The organism is Pseudomonas sp. NPDC078416 (genome assembly GCF_050268485.1).
In the GTDB taxonomy this organism is placed as follows: Bacteria; Pseudomonadota; Gammaproteobacteria; order Pseudomonadales; family Pseudomonadaceae; genus Aquipseudomonas.
The window spans coordinates 656,340-677,662 of the sequence record NZ_JBNNGV010000001.1; the positions used below are offsets into that span (position 1 = coordinate 656,340).

Genomic DNA, 21,323 nt, shown 5'->3' on the forward strand with positions numbered 1-21,323 from the left:
CATTGCCCGGCGGAAAACGTCAGGTGGCGGCCGACACCAGCTGTCGTCTACTTCCGTTGTCATGGGCGGCGGTTCTCGCAACCCACTGCTTTCCCTCAAGTTTGCGTCTCCCCCGTTCCGGGGAGTGCGCTGCCGTTCTGTAGGAATGCTTGCTCAAACGTGGCCCCGAGGTGTCCAGCCCCTCGGGTGGCACACTTCCAAATGTTCGTTAATCTCGGAGGTGTCCACGACGGACTCAACCCCTCAGTTAAAGGATTAACGAATGAAGCATGAAACAAGCATGACTATCGCCGAGCGCAGTGCATTCATCGACAACTGCCAGCTGGCCGACTGCAGCCACTCAATGATCGAGCACGTATCGGCTATGAACGCCTCTGTGCCGCGCCTGCTGGAGCAACCGAGCCAGGCCGCAGTCGCCGGCGGCAACCTGCTGGCCTTCGCTGAAGGCGTGTCGCGGCAGAACAAAGAAGACGTCATGGACTCTCTCCTCTTCGCCACGCTGGCCGCCAACAAAGATTTCAATCCGGAGACCCGGAGTCAGGATTGGTACGGCAGGTTCAACCAGGCGCTGGCGACGATGGGATGGATTTCGACCAACTGGAGCTACTCCCGTTATCGCTCTAGCCATCAACGCTTCAGCATGGAGCAGGCCGGGCTGGAAATTCTCGGTTCCGCCATTGCGGCCGCCGCGCTGCCCGGACCTGCCTCTCTCGCCATGCTGAAAGTCGCCGCTGACGCCGTTGAAGCGCTGAAGGCCAAGGACAAGCCGCTGCGCATGTTCGAGCGTCAGACCAAGACCCATAAAGGCGCGAACTTCCGCATCGGCGCCTGCATGGAGTCCGCCGACGGCACGGTCAATCTGGCCATGGGCGCGGTCAACTTCTCCGCCGATTCGGCCGTCAACAACGTGCTGTTCTGGGAATGGAACAGTACCGACGTCGAGACTTTCCGCGGCGAGGACCACTTGGTGCTGAACTCGCGGATTTACGCATCGGTGCGCAAACGGATCCAGCAGCGCCTGAGCAAAAGCGCTGAATCGGCGATCGATGAATTCGACATCTGAACGCTAGAGAGGGGGCGCGCGTCGCCTCCTCTCCCATGGAGATGTGCCATGCATCAGGGAATGATCGAAGCGCAAGTCAGCGCCGGCTGCGTGTTGTTCACGCACAGCGGCTGCTCGGCACAGCGCAAAAGCGACGCTGCCGACTGCGTTCTGTACATGCAGCTGGCGGCAACAAAAAAACACCCTCGCTTCACGGCCACTTCGGCCTGGAACGACACCTGGCTGGCAGCGTTCAACCGCTTCGGCTGGGCGCTGAAAACCCACGAGACATTAGCTTGTCCCTCCGCTGAGTTAGGGCCCGGCTCAGTCTGGGCATGGCTCAAGAAGACCCTGCCGGCTTTCATCCCGGCTGACCTGGTATTTGCGGCAGAGTCCAGCGCCTGGCAGTCGTTGTTGAGTTACCCGGATCAGCCTGCCATCGAGCGCTTTGCAAGTGAGGCGCTCGAGCCGGTTACCGTCGGAATTCCGCGCGAAGCGCAAGACGGCCAGAATGTGGTGCTGCAACTGGGGTTCCTTGACGCCAACGGCGAGCTGTCGATGGTCCTCATGACCTTCACCCACGGTTCGTTGCTGAAACACGACTTTCTGTTCGAACCCCTGCAACCGGCGAATATCATCAGCAATGTCGAGCTGAGGTTCTACTCGCTGCGGCTGATGGACCTGGTGTACTCGCCGTTGCGGTCCAAAATCAGCCAGGCGCTGGAAGATCGACGATCAGTGCTGGTCTGTGCGCTGAAGGAGGCGGGTGATGTCCACTGACGAGAGCGTGCTACAGGGCCGAAATTTTGTATCGTTTGCGCCCGGCATTTCCGCGCAGCTGCGCGCCGACATCCTCGACTGTTTGCTCTACGCGCAGTTATCCGCAGACCAGAGGTACGATCGGCACCGCAGCTGGAAGCCCTGGATAGAAAAGTACCAGCACGTCATCCACCAAAAAGGCGGCAGGCTGACCGGCAGCATTGATCCCGGGATGGTCACGATCAGGCGTTTGCGGGATTTGCGTTATCTCCCCGCCAGCGCTTTCGGCAGAGCAACGTCGCCGGAGCTGCACGCATTGATGGCGGGGTCCCTGCAGGCGTTAATGGGCAGCGAACATGCCAATACGTTCTTCAGTTCCTGGTTTTCCTCGGGTCAGTCCGAGAGCTTCCAGGTGGTGCCGTGCAGGGCGAGCGTTACCGGGGCGGTGGATGTGCTGGTGTGCGGACTGCAGATGACCACGCGTTCGGTGAAACCGGGGCTGTTGTTCTGGGACACGCTGTCCGGCGACATGATCGTGCGTACCAACGGTGCGTCATTTTCACTCACCGAACAGAGCTATGCGCCGCACCGGGAGAAGATCAGTCGCGACCTGACCGACGCCGCGAAAAAGGCCATTGCCGAGCTGTAGCGTGCGTCGTCAGGTCAGCAGATAGCCCTTGATGCCGGTGAAAATGATCTGTGCTGCCAGGGCGCAAACGAACAATCCCATCAGCCGGCTGACAATCTGCAGGCCTTGATCGCCGAGAATCCGCTCGATGCTGTTGGAAAGATAAAGAATCACGCCCACCGTCAGGCTGGCCAGCGCGATGCTGACGATGGCGGTGAGTTTATCGTCCCAGTGCGGCTGGCTGATGCCCATGACCAGCAGCGCGCCAATGGTGCCGGGGCCGACGGTGATGGGGATGGTCAGCGGCACGATTGCAACGTCCTGCTGAACGTTGTCGGTCTGCACGCCGGATTTGCCCTGGGCCATGGCCAGGGCGGAGATGAACAGCACACTGCCGGCGCCGATTCTGAAAGCGTCGGCGGTGATGCCGAAGACCCCGAAAATCACCCGCCCGAACAGGTACAGCAGTACGCTGGAAACCAGCGTCGCGAAGGCAATCTTCCACGCCAGGCGTCGGCGTTCCTTGCGCGAGTAACCGCGGCTCAGGGAAATAAAACAGGACAGGACGAAGAACGGGCTATAGAGCACCAGCATCTTCAGATAAACGCTGAACAGCACGTGAAGCATGGTTTGAGCTCATGGCAGCGGACTGGGACGGCGCCAAGTCTATCAGCCCGTCACGGCGACCTGGCGGTCAGTTTTGCTCGTAACGGTCTTCGCCACGGGTGGCGCGGTTTGCGTCGTCCCGGGCACGTTGCTCTACCCAGTACTCGACCAACTCGCGTAACTGCGACAGCTCCACCGGCTTGGACATGTGGCCGTCCATCCCGGACTGGCGCGCGCGATCCTTGTGCTCCGCCAGAATGTGCGCGGTCAACGCCACCACAGGGGTGCGAATGCGCTGGTTGCCGGTTTCCCAGGCGCGGAACTGCTGCGTCGCCGAGAACCCGTCGAGGATCGGCATTTCGCAGTCCATCAGGACCAGGTCATAGCGCCGGGTCTTCATCGCCAGCAGCGCCTCTTCGCCATTGCTGGCGGTGTCCGGCTGCAGGTTGAGCTTGCCGAGCATGCCGCGAATGACCTTGGTGGAAATGCTGTTGTCTTCGGCGACCAGAATGCGGAAGTCACTGGGCACGTCGATGTCGTCGATCAGCCCGGGCACTGCGGAGAAGGGCGCATGGCCTTTGTTGCGTTGATTGAGCTCGTCCGCCAGCGTGGTCTTCAGCGTGTACCCGGCGACCGGTTTGGCGAGGATGCGTTTGACCCCGGCATTGCGCGCGATAACCTTGCTCGGCGCGTTGCTGATGCCCGTGAGCATGATCAACAGAATGTCGTGGTTCAGGCTGGGGTCTTCCTTGATCTTGGCCGCCAGTTGCATGCCGGTCATGCCGGGCATGTTCTGGTCGAGCAAGACGATGTCGAAGTAGTCGCGCAAGTGAGCTTTTGTACGCAGCAGCGCCAGCGCCTCTTTGCCCGATGGCACGGCGCTGACATTGAGCCCCCAGGCGCTGCATTGCTGGACCAGCACCTTGCGGCAGGTGTCGTTGTCGTCGACCACCAGAACCCGCGCGCCTTTGAGCGGGCTGTCCAGATCGGCGGGCGGCTGCTCCAGTCGTTCGGCATCAAGGGGCAGACTCAGCCACAGCGTGCTGCCCTGATTGGTGCCGCTCTGGATACCGAACTCGCCGTTCATCAACAGGATCAGCTGCCGGGCGATGACCAGCCCCAGGTGACCGCCGACCTTACTGGCAGCCAGGAAATTCTTGCTGTGCAGTTCGGCGTGCAGCAGCGCGTCGCGTTCCTTGGGCGTCAGCGGCGTGCCACTGTCCTGCACGGCGATGCGCAGTCGTGGTTTGCCGCCGCGGGAGTCGAGGGCGACGACCAACAAGATCTCGCCCTCGTCGGTCTTCTTTAAGGCGTTCTCCAGCAGGCTGAGCAACGTCTGCCGCAGGCGTGTCGGGTCGCCGCTGATGACGCGCGGCACCTGGGGCTGAATGAAGCTGATCAGCTCGACACTTTGCTGCTCGGCCTTGGCGCGGAAGATGCTCAGGCAGTCCTCGATCATCGCGTTGAGATCGAACTGCACATCGTCCAGCTCGATCTGCCCGGACTCCAGCTTGGTGATGTCGAGGATTTCATTGATCAGAGTGAGCAGTTCGTTGCCGGCGCTGTGAATGGTCTGCACATAATCGCGCTGCTTGACCGACAGCGGCGTGCCCAGCAGCAGCTCGGTCATCCCCAGAACGCCGTTCATGGGGGTGCGGATCTCGTGGCTGATCTTCGCCAGAAACTCGGCCTTGGCGTTGATCTCTGCCGTGCTCGCCGCCAGTTCACGGCTGATGCTGAAGTTGTCTTCTGTGATGCTGCGATGACGCTCGCTGAGGGCGATGCTCATCAGCAGGCCGCACAGGCAAAACACCGCCAGCACCCCGATGATCAGCGTCTGCGCGGGAATGCTCGTCAGCCAGAGCATGGCCGGCAGCACCACCAGATTGCCGAGGTTGAACGCGATCATGGCGATCACGAACGGCCGGGCAGGGGAGTAACCCTTCTGCAGGTGGTAGATCGACACCAGGGTGATGCTGACCGTGGTCAATGCCACGAGCAGGAATGTCATGATGTTCAGCGGCAGCGTTTCGACGAACAGCACCAGCAACGCGCCAAAGCCGACCACCAGCAGCACGCCCATCAGCAGCCGGTCGAGCATCTCGACACCGCGCTGAATGAAGAAACAGTACGTGTACATTAGCCCCGTCGCGGCCGCGAGGAGCAGGGCGAGGTGAGCGCTTGGCGTCTGCTCCAGGTGCCAGCGCGGCAGCCACGGCGCCTGAAGGTTGAGCAGCAACAGCGCGCTCAACCCCAGAAACGCCTCGCACGCCGCCAGCCACAAGCTGCTGACCGAGCGGGACTGGGCGAAGCGCGTAAGGTTCTGCACGATCAGCATGGCCAGCGAACCGAAGAACAGACCGAACAGCAGCGGTCGGCGCTCGTCGGCGGCACTGGCGACCGCTGACTGCAGCGTGATGTTCGGGCGCAGTTCCTGCTCGGACTTGAGGCGCAGATACAGGTCGAGCGGCTTGTCGCTCTGGGGCACCGGCAGCAGGAAGTCCAGTGACGGCAGGGGTTGGGCTTCCCGTGGCACCCGGTTACCGGAGCGCGAATGATCGATCAGGCTGTCGCCGTCGAGCACGTACATATCGACCGTCGCCAGGTCGGGGGCGAAGATCCGCACCAGCTGTTCATGGGTGGTCGGGGGCAGGCGGTAGTGCAGCCACAGTGCTGCGTCGCGGTTGGTCGCGCGCACCTTGTCGAGTTCGACCGGGCTGAATTGGGACTCGTAGTGGGGGGAGCGAATGTCGCTGAGGTTCAGGTTCGCCTGATCGTCGACAAGGGTTGACCAGCCTGCACTGACCTCGGCGTTGGCCGAGGATATACAGAGCAGGGTCAGCAACGTGACGGTCAAACGAGTGGCAATCCTGAGCCAGCGCACGGCGAAATCCCTTCGTGAATGAAGCCTGTTAACTCTGGGGCACCGGATGACCGATCAGCGACTCAACGAGGAGTCGCCGATCGGGCCGAGGCTCACGCCAGATCTTCGCCGCGTTCCCGGGCAATGGCGCGATAGCCAATGTCCTTGCGGTAGAAACAACCTTTCCAGTCAATCTTTGCAGCCAGTTCGTACGCTTGTTTCTGCGCATCCCCAACAGTATCGCCCAGGGCTGTCGCGCACAGCACGCGGCCACCGGAAGTCACGATGCGGCCGTCCTGCAGCGCGGTGCCCGCGTGAAACACTTTACCCGGCAACGCGGCCGCAGCGTCCAGGCCTTGAATCTCGTCGCCCTTGGCGTAGTCGGCCGGGTAACCGCCGGCGGCCAGCACGATGCCCAGACTCGGGCGCGGGTCCCACTGAGCATCCACCGTATCCAGCGTTTGCGCCAGAGCGGCTTCGACCAGCGACACCAGGCTCGACTGCAGACGCAGCATGACCGGCTGGGTTTCCGGATCGCCAAAGCGGCAGTTGAATTCGATGACCTTCGGGTTGCCGGCCTTGTCGATCATCAGACCAGCATAGAGGAAACCGGTGTAAATGTTGCCCTCGGCGGCCATGCCCCTGACGGTCGGCCATATGACCTGATCCATCACGCGCTGGTGAACCTCGGCGGTAACCACCGGGGCCGGGGAATACGCACCCATGCCGCCGGTGTTCGGGCCGCTGTCGCCGTCGCCGACGCGTTTGTGGTCCTGGCTGGTGGCCATGGGCAGCACGTTCTTGCCGTCGACCATGACGATGAAGCTGGCTTCTTCGCCGTCGAGGAATTCCTCGATCACCACGCGCGAACCGGCGTCGCCGAAGGCATTGCCGGCCAGCATGTCACGCACGGCGTCTTCCGCTTCGGCGAGGGTCATGGCGACGATCACGCCTTTGCCCGCCGCCAGGCCGTCGGCCTTGATGACGATTGGCGCGCCCTTTTCTTGCAGGTACGCCAACGCCGGTTCGATTTCGGTGAAATTCTGGTAGTCGGCAGAGGGAATGTTGTGGCGCGCCAGGAAATCCTTGGTGAATGCCTTGGAGCCTTCCAGCTGTGCGGCGCCCCTGGTCGGGCCGAAGCACTTCAGGCCGCGAGCGCGGAACAGGTCGACGACACCGGCCACCAGCGGCACTTCCGGACCGACGATGGTCAGCGCGACGTTCTTCTCGGCGAAGTCGGCCAGTTGCTCCAGCGCCAGCACGTCGATGGCGACGTTTTCGCATTTGGCTTCAGTGGCAGTGCCGGCATTGCCGGGGGCAACGAAGACTTTCTCGACACGAGCGTCCTGCGCGACCTTCCAGGCCAGAGCGTGTTCACGGCCACCGCTGCCAATGATTAAAACATTCATTTCCAAAACCTCAATAACGCTGAATCTATGGGGCTGATCGTTCCCATGCTTCGCGTGGGAATGCCTTGGTGGACGCTCTGCGTCCAGGGGACGCGGAGCGTCCCTGGCTGCGTGCCCACGCAGAGCGTGGGTACGATCAACAGCGTAAACCGTATCAGTGACGGAAATGGCGCATGCCGGTGAATACCATCGCGATACCCGCTTCGTCCGCTGCCGCAATCACTTCGGCGTCACGCATCGAGCCGCCTGGCTGGATCACTGCCGTGATGCCGACCTTGGCAGCGTTGTCGATGCCGTCGCGGAACGGGAAGAACGCATCGGAGGCCATGACCGCGCCCTGCACCTGCAAGCCGGCGTGTTCGGCCTTGATCGCAGCAATGCGGGCGGAGTTCACGCGGCTCATCTGGCCTGCGCCGACGCCGATGGTCTGGCGGTTCTTGGCGTAGACGATGGCGTTGGATTTCACGTACTTGGCGACTTTCCAGGCGAAGATCAGGTCGTGGATCTCTTGCTCGGTCGGCGCGCGCTGGGTGACCACTTTCAGGTCGTCGGCGCCGATCATGCCGATGTCACGGCTCTGTACCAGCAAGCCCCCGTTGACCCGTTTGTAATCCCAGGCCGGCGCGCGTTCTGCGTCCCACTGGCCGCTGGTCAACAGGCGCACGTTGGCTTTACTGGCAATGATGGCCTGAGCGTCGGCGCTGACGCTCGGGGCGATGATCACTTCGACGAACTGACGCTCGACGATGGCCTTGGCCGTCTCGGCATCCAGTTCACGGTTGAAGGCGATGATGCCGCCGAACGCCGATTCGCTGTCGGTGGCATAGGCCAGCTCGTAGGCCTGACGAATGCCGCCTTCTGTATCCAGGCTTACCGCCACGCCGCACGGGTTGGCGTGCTTGACGATGACGCAGGCGGGTTTGACGAAGCTCTTCACGCACTCAAGCGCCGCATCGGTATCGGCCACATTATTGTAGGAAAGCTCTTTGCCTTGCAGCTGGGTCGCGGTGGCAATGCCGACTTCGGCAGGCTTGGCCTCGACGTAGAACGCTGCGCTCTGGTGCGGGTTCTCGCCGTAGCGCATTTCCTGCGCCTTGACGAACTGAGCGTTGAAGGTGCGCGGGAATTCGCTGCGGCCTTCGGTGCTCAGGGTTTCAGCGGACTGGTCAACGCTGCCCAGGTAGTTGGCGATCATGCCGTCGTAGGCCGCGGTGTGCTCGAAGGCCTTGAGCATCAGGTCGAAGCGCTGCGCGTAGGTCAGGCCGCCGGCCTCGAGGCTTTCCAGCACGTGCGCGTAGTCGCTGGCGTTGACGACGATGGCGACGTCTTTGTGGTTTTTAGCAGCGGAGCGAACCATGGTCGGGCCGCCGATATCGATGTTCTCGATGGCCGTCGGCAGATCGCAGCCCGGTTTGGAAACCGTGGCTTCGAACGGATACAGATTCACGGCCACCAGATCGATCGGCTTGATGCCGTGTTCGTTCATGATGGCGTCGTCGATGCCGCGACGGCCCAGGATGCCGCCGTGGATTTTCGGGTGCAGGGTTTTGACCCGGCCATCCATCATTTCCGCGAAGCCGGTGTAGTCGGCGACTTCTACCGCGGCAACGCCGTTGTCCTTGAGCAGCTTGAACGTACCGCCAGTGGAGAGGATCTCGACACCGAGGGCTTGGAGTTCACGCGCGAATTCAAGAATACCGGTCTTGTCGGATACGCTGATCAAGGCGCGGCGGATCGGCAGGCGGGTCGTCTGGTCGGTCATCTCAACTTCCATCAAAAGCAAAAGAATTTTGCAAAAAAAACGACCGCATTGAAGTGAGGTCGCTTGTTTTTCGGATGCTTACAGCAGGTCGTACTGCTTGAGTTTCTTGCGCAGGGTGCCGCGATTCAGCCCCAGCAGTTCGGAGGCCTTGGTCTGGTTGCCCTTGACGTAGTTCATCACGCACTCGAGCAACGGCGCCTCGACTTCCGAGAGCACCAGGTTGTAGACATCAGTGACGGCCGCACCTTCCAGATGAGCGAAGTAGTTGTGCAACGCCTTCTCGACGCTTCCGCGCAGGGTTTGACCCTCTTCGCTCGGCGTATTGAGGTGTTGTTTCAAATTGACGTTGTCGCTCACGGGTGTTGTTCCACTCACTAAAGTCTCAGTCATCATCGTCATGCGGCCACCTCTTCTTCGTTCCCTGCTGGGCGGGATTTATCGCGCTGGGAAAAGAACTCCCGAACGTTGGCGCACTGTGCTTCTGTATCGTCCAAACGGTTGAAAAGGGCGCGAAACTCCCTGGCGCCCGGCAACGTTGCGAGGTACCAGCCGACGTGTTTGCGAGCGATTCGCACGCCCATCACGTCGCCATAGAACGTGTGAAGCGCAGCCAGATGCTCTAGCAGAATGCGTTCCACTTCACCGACAGGCAGGCCCGGAAGTTTTTCCCCGGTCTGCAGGTAGTGTTCTATCTCGCGAAAAATCCATGGGCGCCCTTGAGCGGCCCGGCCTATCAACAGCCCGTCGGCGCCGGTCGCGTCGAGGACGTAGCGGGCCTTTTCCGGTGAATCGATGTCGCCGTTGGCAAATACCGGGATAGACACCGCCTGCTTGATGGCGGCGATGGTGTCGTACTCGGCTTCACCGGTATAGAGATCGGCACGGGTTCGCCCGTGCACCGCCAGCGCCTGAATGCCGGCTTGTTCGGCAATTCTGGCGACGGTCAGGCCATTTTTGTTCGCCCGGTCCCAGCCGGTGCGAATCTTCAGCGTGACCGGTACCTCGACTGCCGCGACCACTGCGTGCAGGATTTCGGTCACTAACTGTTCATCTTTCAACAGCGCGGAGCCGGCGGCCTTGTTGCAGACCTTTTTGGCCGGGCAACCCATGTTGATGTCGATGATCTGCGCGCCGAGTTCGACGTTGGCACGTGCTGCGTCCGCAAGCATCTGCGGGTCCCCGCCAGCGATCTGTACCGAGCGTGGCTCGGGATCGCCTTCGTGAATCATGCGCAACCGCGACTTGCGGCTGTTCCAGAGGCTCATGTCACTGGTGACCATTTCCGAGACCACCAGGCCTGCGCCGAGCTGGCGACAGAGTTGTCGGAAAGGCTGGTCGGTGACACCCGCCATCGGGGCGAGAATCAAGCCGTTTTGCAATGTGTAAGGGCCGATGCGTACCGCCGACATAGGGTGACCTGTTGTGGGGCCGAATCACGAGGTCTGGTCCGAAAAGTGCTTCAGCGCCAATTCAGACGGGACCCAGAGTATGAAAAAGGGTGGGCATGATACCCGCTCTCGATGACTGGATAAAGGCTGAATTGGATAAAATCTGAACAGTTGCGTTCTTAACGCGAACGGTTAGGTTTTGGCCGCTATTGTCATAAAAGTGTCGTCGGATTTCGGGCATCCCGTCTTGCGCAGGTGCCGCATTTCGGTGCGGACAAACCCGCCGAGCACCGGGTTTTACTCCGGCGAGCGAAAGCTCAGGCTGTAGTTCGCCGCCTTGGGGCCCGGGTCGAGGATGTCCAGCGCGATATGGATCGGCGTCTGTGGCGGCATTTCGTCCTTGCCTGCCAGCTCGCCGCTCAGGTACTCGCCCGGTTTGAATCGACGGCTGGCGATCAACTGACCCGTCGCATCGGCAAAGCGTAGTTCGAGCAGCGGGAAAGGCTGGGAAAAGGATGCGCGGTTATAGATGATCGCGTCGACGACCAGCGCGCCCTGAAATTCCGGGTGGCTACGCACGACGAGGTTGCTGCTCTTGAGCAGTTTGATATCGACCTTGGACGGGACCTTGCAGCCGAGTGCCGGGCACAGATCCTGGAAGAGGGGGCGGTACTGATCCTGTCGCGCCAGCTCCTCGAAGTGGTAGGCAATGTACTGGCCGGCCAGCGCGCCCAGCGCAATCAGGATCAACAGCATCCACAGCAGGCGCCGACCCCAGCGCGGTTTGGGTTTCTGCCAGGACAACTGCAGCGGGTCATCCGTCAGGTCGACCAGCGCTCTGTCCCGCAGGCCCGGTTCGTTGCGGCTGCCGCGTTTACTGTCGGCAGACGCACGCGGGACCTCATCGTCCTCATCATCGTGTCGGGCGCTGAGGCGATCCTGATCGTCGTGTGTGTCCAGGGCAGAGAAGCGTTCCGACGACGGCTGATCGTCAGCTTCAGATTCAGCTTGAGGCTTCAGGGTATGGGGGCGAGCGGGCTCGTCTTCCAGATCGTCGGGGGTCAGCGAGAATGACGGCTCGGTGCGATGACGTTCCTGCTGGTTGATCGGCTCGTCCAGCGGGCCTTCGTCTATCGTGTGGTCGGTATGCGCTTCGTGTTCCTCGACGACTTCGGCGCGCAGTTCGGGCAGCCGGTCGACATCGTCGTGACTCATGCCGTGGGCCCACGACTCCTGCGCGACATCAGGCTCGTCGCGTCGGGCGCTGAAGGATTCGACTTCGTCGTGGTCGCGCGCCTTGCTGACCCGCCCGAAGGACTCGGGTAGCTGAATCTCGCGCTGTTCGAGACGGGCCAATTCCACGTCGAGATCGTCCAGATCCAGGCTGTCCAGATCGACTTCACGCTCTTCACGCTTGACCGGCAGCGGCGCTGGCTGGCTCACGACGAGTGACTGCGGGGCAAGGACCTCCGGCTTTTTCTCAACGCTTTCGACGTTTGGCGCGTAGGGCACCGGCGTTTCCGGGGTTGTCCCGCCGCGTTGTTCCAGCAGCTGTTTCGCGGCGTTGAACACCTGCAGGCATGAGCCACAGCGCACCATGCCTCGGGCCACGCTCAACTGAGCGTGACTGACGCGGAAACTGGTCTGGCAATGCGGGCACTGAGTGACGAAACTGTCGGTCATGCGGGTATCCGGGGTTAAAGAGCGCCTGATGGTTGGATCTTAGGGCAACTGGCTGTCAGCGGCGACGACCGGTGATCCGTACCCAGCCCTCGCGGTTGGCGATCGTGTCCAGCTCGAAGGTATCAGCGTAGGCGGCAGCGACTTCATCGCCTTGCTCGGCAAGGATGCCGGACAGCGCCAGACGGCCACCGGGTTTGACCAGGCTTGCCAACTGCGGCGCCAGAGAAACCAGCGGGCCCGCGAGGATATTGGCCACCAGTACGTCGGCCGGCACCTGGGGCAGGTCTTCGGGCAAGTACAACGGGAATTTCTCGGCCGGGACGTTGTTGCGGCCGGCGTTGTCGCGGGACGCCTCAAGGGCCTGGACATCGATGTCGGTGCCGACGGCCTGTTCAGCACCCAGCAACAGCGCGGCGATGGCGAGGATGCCGGAGCCGCAGCCGAAATCCAGCACATTGCAGCCGGCGAGGTCCTGGCCGTCGAGCCACTCAAGGCACAGCGCGGTGGTCGGGTGGGTACCCGTGCCGAACGCCAGGCCCGGGTCGAGCAACAGATTGACCGCATCGGGCTGCGGCGCGGCGTGCCAGCTCGGCACGATCCACAGCCGCTGGCCGAAGCGCATCGGATTGAAGTTGTCCATCCAGCTGCGTTCCCAGTCCTGATCTTCGATCACTTCATGGGTGTGTTCCGGCAGCTCGGCGTCGGTGAGCAATCTCAGGTGCGCGAGCACGTGATCGGCATCGGTGTCGGCTTCGAACAGCGCCAGCAGGTGCGTGTGCGACCACAGTGGCGTGGTGTTCAGCTCTGGCTCGAAGATCGGCTGGTCTTCAGCGTCCATGAACGTCACCGATACGGCGCCGACTTCGAGCAGGGCGTCTTCGTAGGCTTCGGCTTGTTCTGGGCTAATGGCGAGACGGACTTGCAGCCAAGGCATGGCGGATGACCTTCGAGTTGAAAAATTGAAAGGCGGCCGACGGCCACGAAAGACCGGGAAGTTTACGGGGTTCGCGGGCAAACAACAAAGCGGGTGTGGCAGTGACGCGGTCCCACTAAAAACAACAAAGCCGCTCGAGGGCGGCTTTGTTGGTCTGCAGCACGTTACTGGCGGATCAATGCTTTTCAGCGGCCAGCTTGTGTTCCAGGTAGTGGATATTGACGCCGCCTTCGCAGAAGCCTTCATCGCGGGTCAGATCACGGTGCAGCGGGATGTTGGTCTTGATCCCGTCGACCACGATTTCATCCAGGGCGTTACGCATGCGCGCCATGGCTTCGTCGCGGGTTGCGCCCCAGGTGATCAGCTTGCCGATCAACGAGTCGTAGTTGGACGGAACCTTGTAGCCGCTGTACAGGTGCGAATCCACACGCACGCCGTTACCGCCTGGCGCGTGGAAATGCTTGACCAGGCCCGGGCTCGGGACGAAGGTCTTCGGATCTTCGGCGTTGATCCGGCACTCCAGCGAATGCCCGTGAATGACGACGTCATCCTGGGTAAACGACAGCTTGTTGCCGGCGGCGATGCTGAGCATCTCCTTGACGATGTCGATACCGGTGACCATCTCCGAAACCGGGTGCTCCACCTGAACACGGGTGTTCATTTCGATGAAGTAGAAACGGCCGTTCTCGTACAGGAACTCGAACGTGCCGGCGCCACGATAGCCAATGTCGATGCAGGCTTTGACACAGGCCGCGAACACGTCCTTGCGGGCTTGTTCGTCGATGAAGGGTGCCGGTGCTTCTTCCAGAACCTTCTGGTGGCGGCGCTGCAGGGAGCAATCACGATCGCCCAGATGAATTGCCTGGCCCTGACCGTCGGAAATCACCTGCACTTCCACGTGGCGTGGGTTGGTCAGGTACTTCTCCAGGTACACCATCGGGTTGCTGAACCAGGCAGCCGCTTCGGCGCGGGTCTGCTTGGCCGCTTCGATCAGGTCTTCTTCCTTGTGCACTACGCGCATGCCGCGACCACCGCCGCCGCCAGCGGCCTTGATGATCACCGGATAACCGACTTCACGGCCGATGCGCAACGCGGTTTCTTCGTCTTCCGGCAACGGGCCGTCGGAACCGGGAACGGTTGGCACCTTGGCGAGCTTCATGGCGTCCTTGGCGGACACCTTGTCGCCCATCAGGCGAATGGTTTCGGCTTTTGGGCCAATGAACGCGAAGCCGGATTTCTCGACCTGCTCGGCAAAGTCTGCGTTTTCCGCGAGGAAACCGTAGCCCGGGTGAATCGCCGTGGCGCCGGTCAGCTCAGCAGCCGAAATAATGGCCGGAATGTTCAGGTACGACAGATTGGCTGGCGCCGGGCCGATACAGACGGTTTCGTCTGCCAGGCCAAGGTGCATCAGCTCACGGTCTGCCGTGGAATGGACCGCGACGGTCTTGATGCCCAGTTCTTTACAGGCACGCAAGATGCGCAAGGCGATTTCGCCGCGGTTGGCGATCAGGACTTTTTCCAACATCGCAGGCTCTCCCCGGTTCAAACGATGGTGAACAGCGGCTGGTCATACTCAACCGGCTGACCGTTTTCTACCAGGATGGATTCGATCGTGCCGCTGACTTCGGCTTCGATGTGGTTCATCATTTTCATCGCTTCAACGATGCAGATGGTGTCGCCTTTCTTGACGGTCTTGCCGACTTCAACGAACGCTGGCGAGCCAGGCGCCGGGGTGCGGTAGAACGTACCGACCATTGGCGACTTGATGACGTTGCCGGCGTGCTGTGGAGCAGGAGGGGCTTCAGCGGCAGCCGCCACTGGCGCTGCAACCGGGGCAGGTGCTGGAGCGGCAACCGGGGCAGGCGCGTAATACTGCTGTGCTGGAGTCTTGCTGTGACGGCTGATCCGTACGGATTCTTCGCCTTCACGGATTTCCAGTTCGTCGATGCCGGACTCTTCCAGCAATTCGATCAGTTTCTTGACTTTACGGATATCCATTAATCATCAACTCCCAAGGGACGGTCAGGGGGATTTGGTAGCCGGTTCCGGCGGTCAGGCTCAGTACGGGACTGTGCCGTTCACGCTTTCGAACTCTTGGCCAATTGTTCCAGGGCGGCCTCCAGGGCCAGTCGGTAACCGCTGGCGCCAAGGCCGCAGATCACACCTACAGCAACATCTGAAAAGTAGGAGTGATGGCGGAAAGGTTCGCGCTTGTGCACGTTTGACAGGTGCACTTCGATGAATGGGATGCTCACTCCCAGCAGCGCGTCACGTATCGCAACGCTTGTGTGCGTAAAAGCAGCCGGATTGATCAGGATGAAATCCACGCCTTCATCGCGTGCAGCGTGGATGCGATCGATCAGCTCGTATTCAGCGTTGCTCTGCAGGTACATCAGGTGGTGACCGGCTTCGCGCGCGCGCTGTTCCAGATCCTGGTTGATATCGGCCAACGTGATCGAGCCATAGATCCCGGGTTCCCGGGTTCCCAGCAGGTTCAGGTTAGGTCCGTGAAGAACCAGAAAAGTCGCCATCGAGTGTTCCTTGTTGTTCGCGTTTTCGACGCTCACGTACAGAGTGAGCCGCTGATGGGCAGCGACTATGCCGGAAACTACGATGGACTGTCCAGTTACCCACAATATTCAGCACGATGCCCGATGTTCGCGCGAAGTTTGTGACCATGACGCTAAATTTGGTCATTTGCTCTAGAAAGCCGCTCTGCGAACGCTTCAAGGTCGATTTCGCCGACGACACGCACGTTTTCCAGCTCGTTGCCGTTTTTTCCGAAAAACAGCAGCGCGGGAGGGCCGAACAGTTTGTAGCGATCCAGCAAGGCGCGTTGCTCGGCGTTGCTGTCCGTCATGTCGAAACGGATCAGCCTGAAAGCGCCCAACTGACTGACGATTTTCGGATCCGGCAAAACCTCACGCTCGATGACCTTGCAGCTGATGCACCAGTCGGCGTACCAGTCCACCAGCACCGGTTGGCCCGCGCTTCTGGACGCCTCAAGGATCCGGTCCAGCTCGCTGGCCTGGCTCACGGTCTGCCAGCGGCTTTCTGAGGTCGGTTGAGCCGTGCCCGAAACGATCCCGGACTGACCCAGCGGGCGCAGCGGGTCGGTCTGACCACTCAGCGCGCCGTACCAGCATGCGAGGGCGTAGACCAGCAAGAACAGGCCAAGCAATTGAGCAAGGCGGCGCCGCGTGGTCTTTTGCCCGAACTCCAACGCACCCAGAAAGATCGCAACGCCGGCCCCTAACAGCCCGATCAACAGCAACGTGGCCTGCCCCGGAATCACCCGGCTCAGCAAGCCGATGGCCAGGGCCAGCAACAGCACGCCAATGGCATTCTTGACCGCGACCAGCCACGGCCCGCTTTTAGGCAGCCACGCTGCGCCGCCCGTTGCCACCAGCACCAGCGGCGCACCCATGCCCAGGCCCAGAACGAACAGCTTCAAGGCCCCGCCCAGCGCATCGCCGCTGGCGCTTATATAAAGCAGTGCGCCGGCCAAGGGAGCCGAGACGCAAGGCGAGACCAGCAGGCTGGAAACCACGCCCAGAACGGCCGCGCCCCACAAGGAGCCGCCCTGCGTATTGCCGGCGATCCGGTCCAGTCGGTCATTGAGCGCGCGGGGCAGGCGCAGCTCGAACGCGCCGAACATGGCGACGGCAAACAGCGCAAAGAACCCGGCGAACGGCACGAGCACCCACGCCGATTGCAGTCGCGCCTGCAGATTCAGGCTGGCGCCAAACATCCCCATCACTGCGCCGAGGATGGCAAAGCAGATCGCCATCGGCAGCACGTAGGCCAACGACAACGAGAAACCGCGCAGCCCGCCGATCTGCCCGCGCAGGACGACCCCGGAGAGGATCGGCAGCATCGGCAATACGCACGGCGTGAAGGTCAGGCCGACGCCGGCGAGGAAAAACAGCGCCAGCTGTTTCCAGCTGAAGGACGGGACCTGTTGCTCGTTGCCTGATGGCGCCGCAGTAGATGCGTCGGCTGCTGAGGTCGCGCCGCTGCCGATGCTTAAGCGCTCGGTTTCCGGCGGGTAGCAGAGCCCTTTGTCAGCGCAGCCCTGATAGGTGACGACAAGGGTGAAGGGCCGCGTATCTCCGGCTTTGCGGGGTAGGGTGACGTCGAGAATGCCGTGATAGACCTCGACGTCGCCAAAGTACTCGTCGTGTTTCTTTTCGCCGTCCGGCAGTTGCGCGGCGCCGAGGCCTATGTCAGCGGGCTCGGTGCGAAACTGAAAGCGATGGCGATACAGGTAGTAGCCTTCGGTGGCGACAAACTGCAGCTTGATGGAGTCAGGGGTGGTGTCGCTCAGATTCAACTGAAACGCCTGGCGAACCGGCAGGAAATCCTTGCTGTTGTCGACTGCTGCGGCGCCTAGCGTGGGGCTCGATCTGTTCTCCAGAAAGCTCGCGCCGACGGCGGGCAGGGCACAGATCAGCAGTAACAGACAAAGCAGGCGGCGCATGGCGGTCTCGCATCACAGAAGTCCGCGCATGATAGCGGAGTGGCCGCGGGCGTGCAGGGAGGGCTGTGATTCTTCGGTGTGAGCTTCGGTCTGAAAATGTTGTAGGACGCAGGGGTCAAACAGTGTCCGGCTGGGTGTGTTTGTTCAGGCGCGACACTGCAACGCGCTCCTCGAGCCCGTGCACCTGATTGCGGCCTGCCTTTTTTGCGCGGTACAGCGCTTCGTCCGCTTGCGAAGCCATCATCAGGGCGTCGTCGTCCTCGGCAATTTCGACCACCCCGGCGCTAAACGTGCAGAACAAATCCACAGGCTGCGCGGGGTAATGAATCTCGGCGAAGCGCTGGCGGATTTCGTCGAGCACCCCGTGGGCCGCCTCGAGGTCAGTGTCCGGCATGACCACGGCGAACTCCTCACCGCCATAGCGACCGATGTAGTCGGTCTTGCGCAGGCGTTGCTTGAGGAACAGCGCCAGGCTCTTGATCACACGGTCGCCCATGGGGTGACCGTGGCTGTCGTTGACCTTCTTGAAGTGGTCGATGTCCAGCATGGCGAAGCTCAGCGGCTTGTTCTCTCGCCGCGAGCGGAAGCTGCAATCTTCCAGCAGTTGCAGGATGTGCGTGTGGTTGTACAGGCCGGTCAGGCTGTCGCGGACCATGCGTGCTTTAAGGTTGCGCGCCCGCGCCGCGCGATTGCGCACGGTGGTGATCAAGTGACGAGGCTTGATCGGTTTGGTGAGGAAGTCGTCGCCGCCTTCGCTCATCGCATCCAGCTGTTTGTCCAGGTCGTCTTCAGCGGAGAGGTAGATGATCGGCACGCTGACATAGCGGTCATTGTGGCGGATCACCTTGGCCAGCTCGGTGCCGGTGCAGCCGGGCATGTACATGTCGAGGATGATCAGGTCAGGCTGAAATTCGGCCAGCTCCGACATGGTCTTGATTGGGTCGAAAAGGGTCCGGGTGACGATGCCTGCTCCGTTGAGCAAGCGCTCTGTGTGCGTGGCCTGGGCGCGTGAATCGTCGATGATCAGCACCTTGTAGGGTTCGTACTGCGCGACCCGGGTCAGAATTTCGATTTTTTCCAGCAGGCTTGAGGCCTCCAGCGTGCCGGTCAGAAATTCTTCACCGCCGGCGCGCACGGCGGCGAGGCGCGTGGGCGTGTCTGTCTCGTGATGGCTGAAAAACAGCAGCGGCAGTTTTTGCTCGAGTCCTTCCTGCATCTGGGTGGCGAGCTTCAGGCCCTGGCCCGGGCCACCAAAATCCACGTCCATGACGACGGCGGCGGGCAAGCGCTCGGCCATGGTCATGTGGAACGTGTCGACGCTGCCGAGGGACTGGGCGCTCAGGCCGAAGAATTCCAGTTGCTTGGCCAGACGCTCGCCGCGTTCATGATCCTCCAGCACGATGTAAATCGGCTTGCGCAGGGGCGGCAGGGCGGTTTGCTCAAGTCGGTCGCCGTGCCTGAGGCCGGTTCGGGACAGGCGTTGCATCAGGCGATTGAGATCGGTAATGAGGGCGCTGCTCAAACGGCCGCGGTTTGCCTCGACGTCAAGCAATGCCAGGTTGAGGGCGGTGGCGAGTTGCGTGTGCTCGGCCTGCTCGAAACGTTCAGCGAATCGCAGCAGGCGCTGGTTGGCCTCGGTGAGTTCAGCCATGTCCGTTGCCGACCACTCACTTCGCTGAAGGCGCTGCCACACCTCAAGAATCTGACGAGCCTGATGGATAACCCGCTGGGCAAAATGGTGTTTGAGCCGGTCGCGGCTCGGATCGTCTGCTTCGGTCATGTCCTGACTTCTTTATAAAGAAACCCCGGTATAGATGATGGCGCTATGCTAGCACTACTTTTCCCAAGTCAGGGCGCCGCAAGTCATTTTCTCGTCATTTTTGACGGTTTTATCCGTCAAATTTCTATCTTTAAACGCGTTTGAGTGTTCGAACCAGTTGGTTCAATCCAGGGCAGCGCGATCAGCCGGGAATGCCTCGGAAAACACAATGCGGCGTTCAGGATCTGCTGGACTCAGTTGCTAAACAATTGCACCTGCCACCACATTCCCTGCCAAACGCACCTTGCTGTAAGGTTGCGGTCAGAAGCACTGAATTCCGTGATTGAAAGGACAAGGCCATGCTGGATTGGAAGAAGCGCTCGGGCAGCGCGGGAACTGAACGCGTTGACGCAAAGCCGATGGGCAAGGCGCCTCGCGGTTATTGGGGCGGCCTGTTGTTCAGTCGCGCCGTCGGGGTCGTGGTGGGTATTTATCTGGTCGTCACCGTGGTGCTCGGCATCTGGTGGAGCAGCGAACCGCCCCTGTTTCCGGTCCAGCAGCAAGCCCAGGCCGCCGCGCAAAGCGAAGGCAAGCAGATGGTGCTGGGCTACACCACCGTCGAAACCCTCAAGACCGTCGCGTCCACTTTGCTGGATAAACCGGGCGGTTACATTTCCAACGATCGCTCCCCGCCCGGCCTGTGGATGGATAACATGCCGAGCTGGGAATATGGCGTGCTGGTCCAGGTCCGTGATCTGAGCCGCGCATTGCGCAAAGACTTCGCCCGCTCGCAGTCGCAGTCTGCCGAAGACGGCGATCTGGCGCGCGCCGAGCCGCTGTTCAACTTCGACAACAAAAGCTGGGTGCTGCCTTCGAGCGAGTCTCAATACCGCGATGGTATTGCTGCGCTGAGCCGCTATCAGGCGCGCCTGTCTGACCCGAATCAAAAGGGCGCACTGTTCTACACCCGCGCTGACAACCTGAACAACTGGCTGGGCGACGTCGGTACGCGACTGGGTTCTCTGTCCCAGCGGCTGTCCGCCAGCGTGGGTCGGGTCAAGCTGAACAGCACCCTGAAAACCGAGGCGCAGTCCACGGTCACGGTCAAGCCGGGCGAAGTGCCGCAGGTTGACGAAGAAATTGTTGAAACCCCATGGATGCAGATCGACAACGTTTTCTATGAAGCACGCGGTCAGGCCTGGGCGCTGTCGCACCTGCTGCGCGCAATCGAAGTCGATTTCGCCGATGTTTTGGCGAAGAAGAATGCAACTGTGAGCGTGCGTCAGATCATTCGTGAACTGGAGGCCTCGCAAGAGCCGGTCTGGAGCCCGATGATCCTCAACGGCAGCCCGTTCGGCATCTTCGCCAACCACTCACTGGTCATGGCCAACTACCTGTCCCGTGCCAACGCGGCGGTGATTGACCTGCGTCAGCTGCTGTCCCAAGGCTGATCGATGAGTGTTTCCGATCAAGAGGCTGCCCACCGTGCGGCCTCCGACGCCGAGCTGATTGCCTGGGTTGATCGTCACGATCAATCCCTCGGCGCGCTGCCCCGGGCAGAGCTGCGCGAGCGCGGTCTCATCGGACGCGGCACCTACATCCTGCTGTTCAATTCGGCTGGCGAGCTGTGTGTGCATCGACGCACGCTGAGCAAGGCGATTTATCCCGGCTATTGGGATGTGGCGGCGGGCGGGATGGTCCAGGCCGATGAAAGCTACGAGTTGTCAGCAGCGCGTGAGCTGGAGGAAGAGCTGGGCGTCTCCGGCGTGCCGCTTACGGCTCACGAACGTTTCTTCTTCGATCAGCCGGACAACCGGCTGTGGTGCGCGGTGTTCTCGGCGGTTTGGGACGGGCCGCTTGAACTGCAGCCGGAAGAAGTACTGGAAGCCCGCTTTCTCAGCATCGACCAAGTGCTGCGCGAAACCACTGAAAAGCCTTACTGCCCGGACTCGTTGGCCGCCTTCAAGCGCTATTTGGAAGGCGTCGCAAATGTTCCGTAAATTGGCGCAT

The 21,323-nt window shown here is 61.3% G+C and carries 18 protein-coding genes; 5 read left to right on the forward strand and 13 right to left on the reverse strand.

Features of this window, described 5'->3' with window-relative positions; all coding sequences use genetic code 11:
- Positions 1-262 precede the first annotated feature (262 nt).
- The 3 genes from ACQKEN_RS02915 to ACQKEN_RS02925 are packed head-to-tail and all read left to right on the forward strand — an operon-like array spanning position 263 to position 2,450.
- On the forward strand, positions 263-1,063 hold the full coding sequence (locus ACQKEN_RS02915) for a hypothetical protein (protein WP_427683519.1): 801 nt from the start codon (positions 263-265) through the stop codon (positions 1,061-1,063).
- Positions 1,064-1,111: 48 nt separating this feature from the next.
- Entirely contained in the window at positions 1,112-1,822 is a 711-nt protein-coding gene (locus ACQKEN_RS02920; RefSeq protein ID WP_427683521.1) for a hypothetical protein, read from the forward strand.
- On the forward strand, positions 1,812-2,450 hold the full coding sequence (locus ACQKEN_RS02925) for a hypothetical protein (protein WP_427683522.1): 639 nt from the start codon (positions 1,812-1,814) through the stop codon (positions 2,448-2,450). The genes ACQKEN_RS02920 and ACQKEN_RS02925 overlap by 11 nt, the downstream gene beginning before the upstream one ends.
- A 9-nt stretch (positions 2,451-2,459) precedes the next feature.
- Here ACQKEN_RS02925 and ACQKEN_RS02930 read toward each other — a convergent pair whose 3' ends face one another.
- The 13 genes from ACQKEN_RS02930 to ACQKEN_RS02990 all read right to left on the reverse strand — a co-directional run bounded on the left by ACQKEN_RS02930 (position 2,460) and on the right by ACQKEN_RS02990 (position 19,334).
- Positions 2,460-3,056 carry a MarC family protein gene (locus ACQKEN_RS02930; protein ID WP_065987735.1) on the reverse strand — a complete coding sequence of 199 codons (597 nt, stop codon included), beginning with the start codon at positions 3,054-3,056 and terminating at the stop codon, positions 2,460-2,462.
- A 67-nt stretch (positions 3,057-3,123) separates the two neighbouring features.
- Positions 3,124-5,919, reverse strand: coding sequence for a response regulator (locus ACQKEN_RS02935; RefSeq protein ID WP_427683524.1), 2,796 nt, complete (start codon positions 5,917-5,919; stop codon positions 3,124-3,126).
- Positions 5,920-6,011: 92 nt separating this feature from the next.
- The gene (gene purD, locus ACQKEN_RS02940; RefSeq protein ID WP_427683525.1) at positions 6,012-7,307 is read right to left on the reverse strand and encodes a phosphoribosylamine--glycine ligase; all 1,296 of its coding nucleotides are present in this window, start codon (positions 7,305-7,307) and stop codon (positions 6,012-6,014) included.
- 154 nt (positions 7,308-7,461) lie between these two features.
- A complete protein-coding gene (gene purH, locus ACQKEN_RS02945; protein WP_427683526.1) occupies positions 7,462-9,069 on the reverse strand; it encodes a bifunctional phosphoribosylaminoimidazolecarboxamide formyltransferase/IMP cyclohydrolase in 1,608 nt (535 codons plus the stop codon).
- Positions 9,070-9,147: 78 nt separating this feature from the next.
- The gene (gene fis, locus ACQKEN_RS02950) at positions 9,148-9,468 is read right to left on the reverse strand and encodes a DNA-binding transcriptional regulator Fis (RefSeq protein ID WP_007907419.1); all 321 of its coding nucleotides are present in this window, start codon (positions 9,466-9,468) and stop codon (positions 9,148-9,150) included.
- Positions 9,465-10,478, reverse strand: a complete 1,014-nt coding sequence (gene dusB / locus ACQKEN_RS02955) for a tRNA dihydrouridine synthase DusB (protein WP_122533752.1) — start codon at positions 10,476-10,478, stop codon at positions 9,465-9,467. The genes fis and dusB overlap by 4 nt, the downstream gene beginning before the upstream one ends.
- Before the next feature lie 276 nt (positions 10,479-10,754).
- Positions 10,755-12,140, reverse strand: coding sequence for a DUF3426 domain-containing protein (locus ACQKEN_RS02960; RefSeq protein ID WP_427683527.1), 1,386 nt, complete (start codon positions 12,138-12,140; stop codon positions 10,755-10,757).
- Between the two features lie 55 nt (positions 12,141-12,195).
- A complete protein-coding gene (prmA, locus tag ACQKEN_RS02965) occupies positions 12,196-13,074 on the reverse strand; it encodes a 50S ribosomal protein L11 methyltransferase (protein WP_427683528.1) in 879 nt (292 codons plus the stop codon).
- Between the two features lie 175 nt (positions 13,075-13,249).
- Positions 13,250-14,599 (reverse strand): acetyl-CoA carboxylase biotin carboxylase subunit, encoded by a 1,350-nt coding sequence (accC, locus tag ACQKEN_RS02970; protein ID WP_427683529.1) that lies wholly within the window; start codon positions 14,597-14,599, stop codon positions 13,250-13,252.
- A gap of 17 nt (positions 14,600-14,616) precedes the next feature.
- Positions 14,617-15,072, reverse strand: coding sequence for an acetyl-CoA carboxylase biotin carboxyl carrier protein (gene accB / locus ACQKEN_RS02975; RefSeq protein WP_427683530.1), 456 nt, complete (start codon positions 15,070-15,072; stop codon positions 14,617-14,619).
- A gap of 80 nt (positions 15,073-15,152) precedes the next feature.
- A complete protein-coding gene (aroQ, locus tag ACQKEN_RS02980) occupies positions 15,153-15,605 on the reverse strand; it encodes a type II 3-dehydroquinate dehydratase (protein ID WP_074890452.1) in 453 nt (150 codons plus the stop codon).
- Between the two features lie 152 nt (positions 15,606-15,757).
- Complete coding sequence (locus ACQKEN_RS02985; protein WP_427683532.1) at positions 15,758-17,554, reverse strand: protein-disulfide reductase DsbD; 1,797 nt, start codon at positions 17,552-17,554, stop codon at positions 15,758-15,760.
- Between the two features lie 115 nt (positions 17,555-17,669).
- Complete coding sequence (locus ACQKEN_RS02990; RefSeq protein WP_427683534.1) at positions 17,670-19,334, reverse strand: diguanylate cyclase; 1,665 nt, start codon at positions 19,332-19,334, stop codon at positions 17,670-17,672.
- A gap of 338 nt (positions 19,335-19,672) precedes the next feature.
- On the opposite strand from ACQKEN_RS02990, the gene ACQKEN_RS02995 reads away from it, so the two are divergent.
- Entirely contained in the window at positions 19,673-20,764 is a 1,092-nt protein-coding gene (locus ACQKEN_RS02995; protein ID WP_427683536.1) for a DUF2333 family protein, read from the forward strand.
- 3 nt (positions 20,765-20,767) lie between these two features.
- The gene (locus tag ACQKEN_RS03000; RefSeq protein ID WP_427683537.1) at positions 20,768-21,313 is read left to right on the forward strand and encodes an NUDIX hydrolase; all 546 of its coding nucleotides are present in this window, start codon (positions 20,768-20,770) and stop codon (positions 21,311-21,313) included.
- The last annotated feature ends 10 nt before the right edge of the window (positions 21,314-21,323 follow it).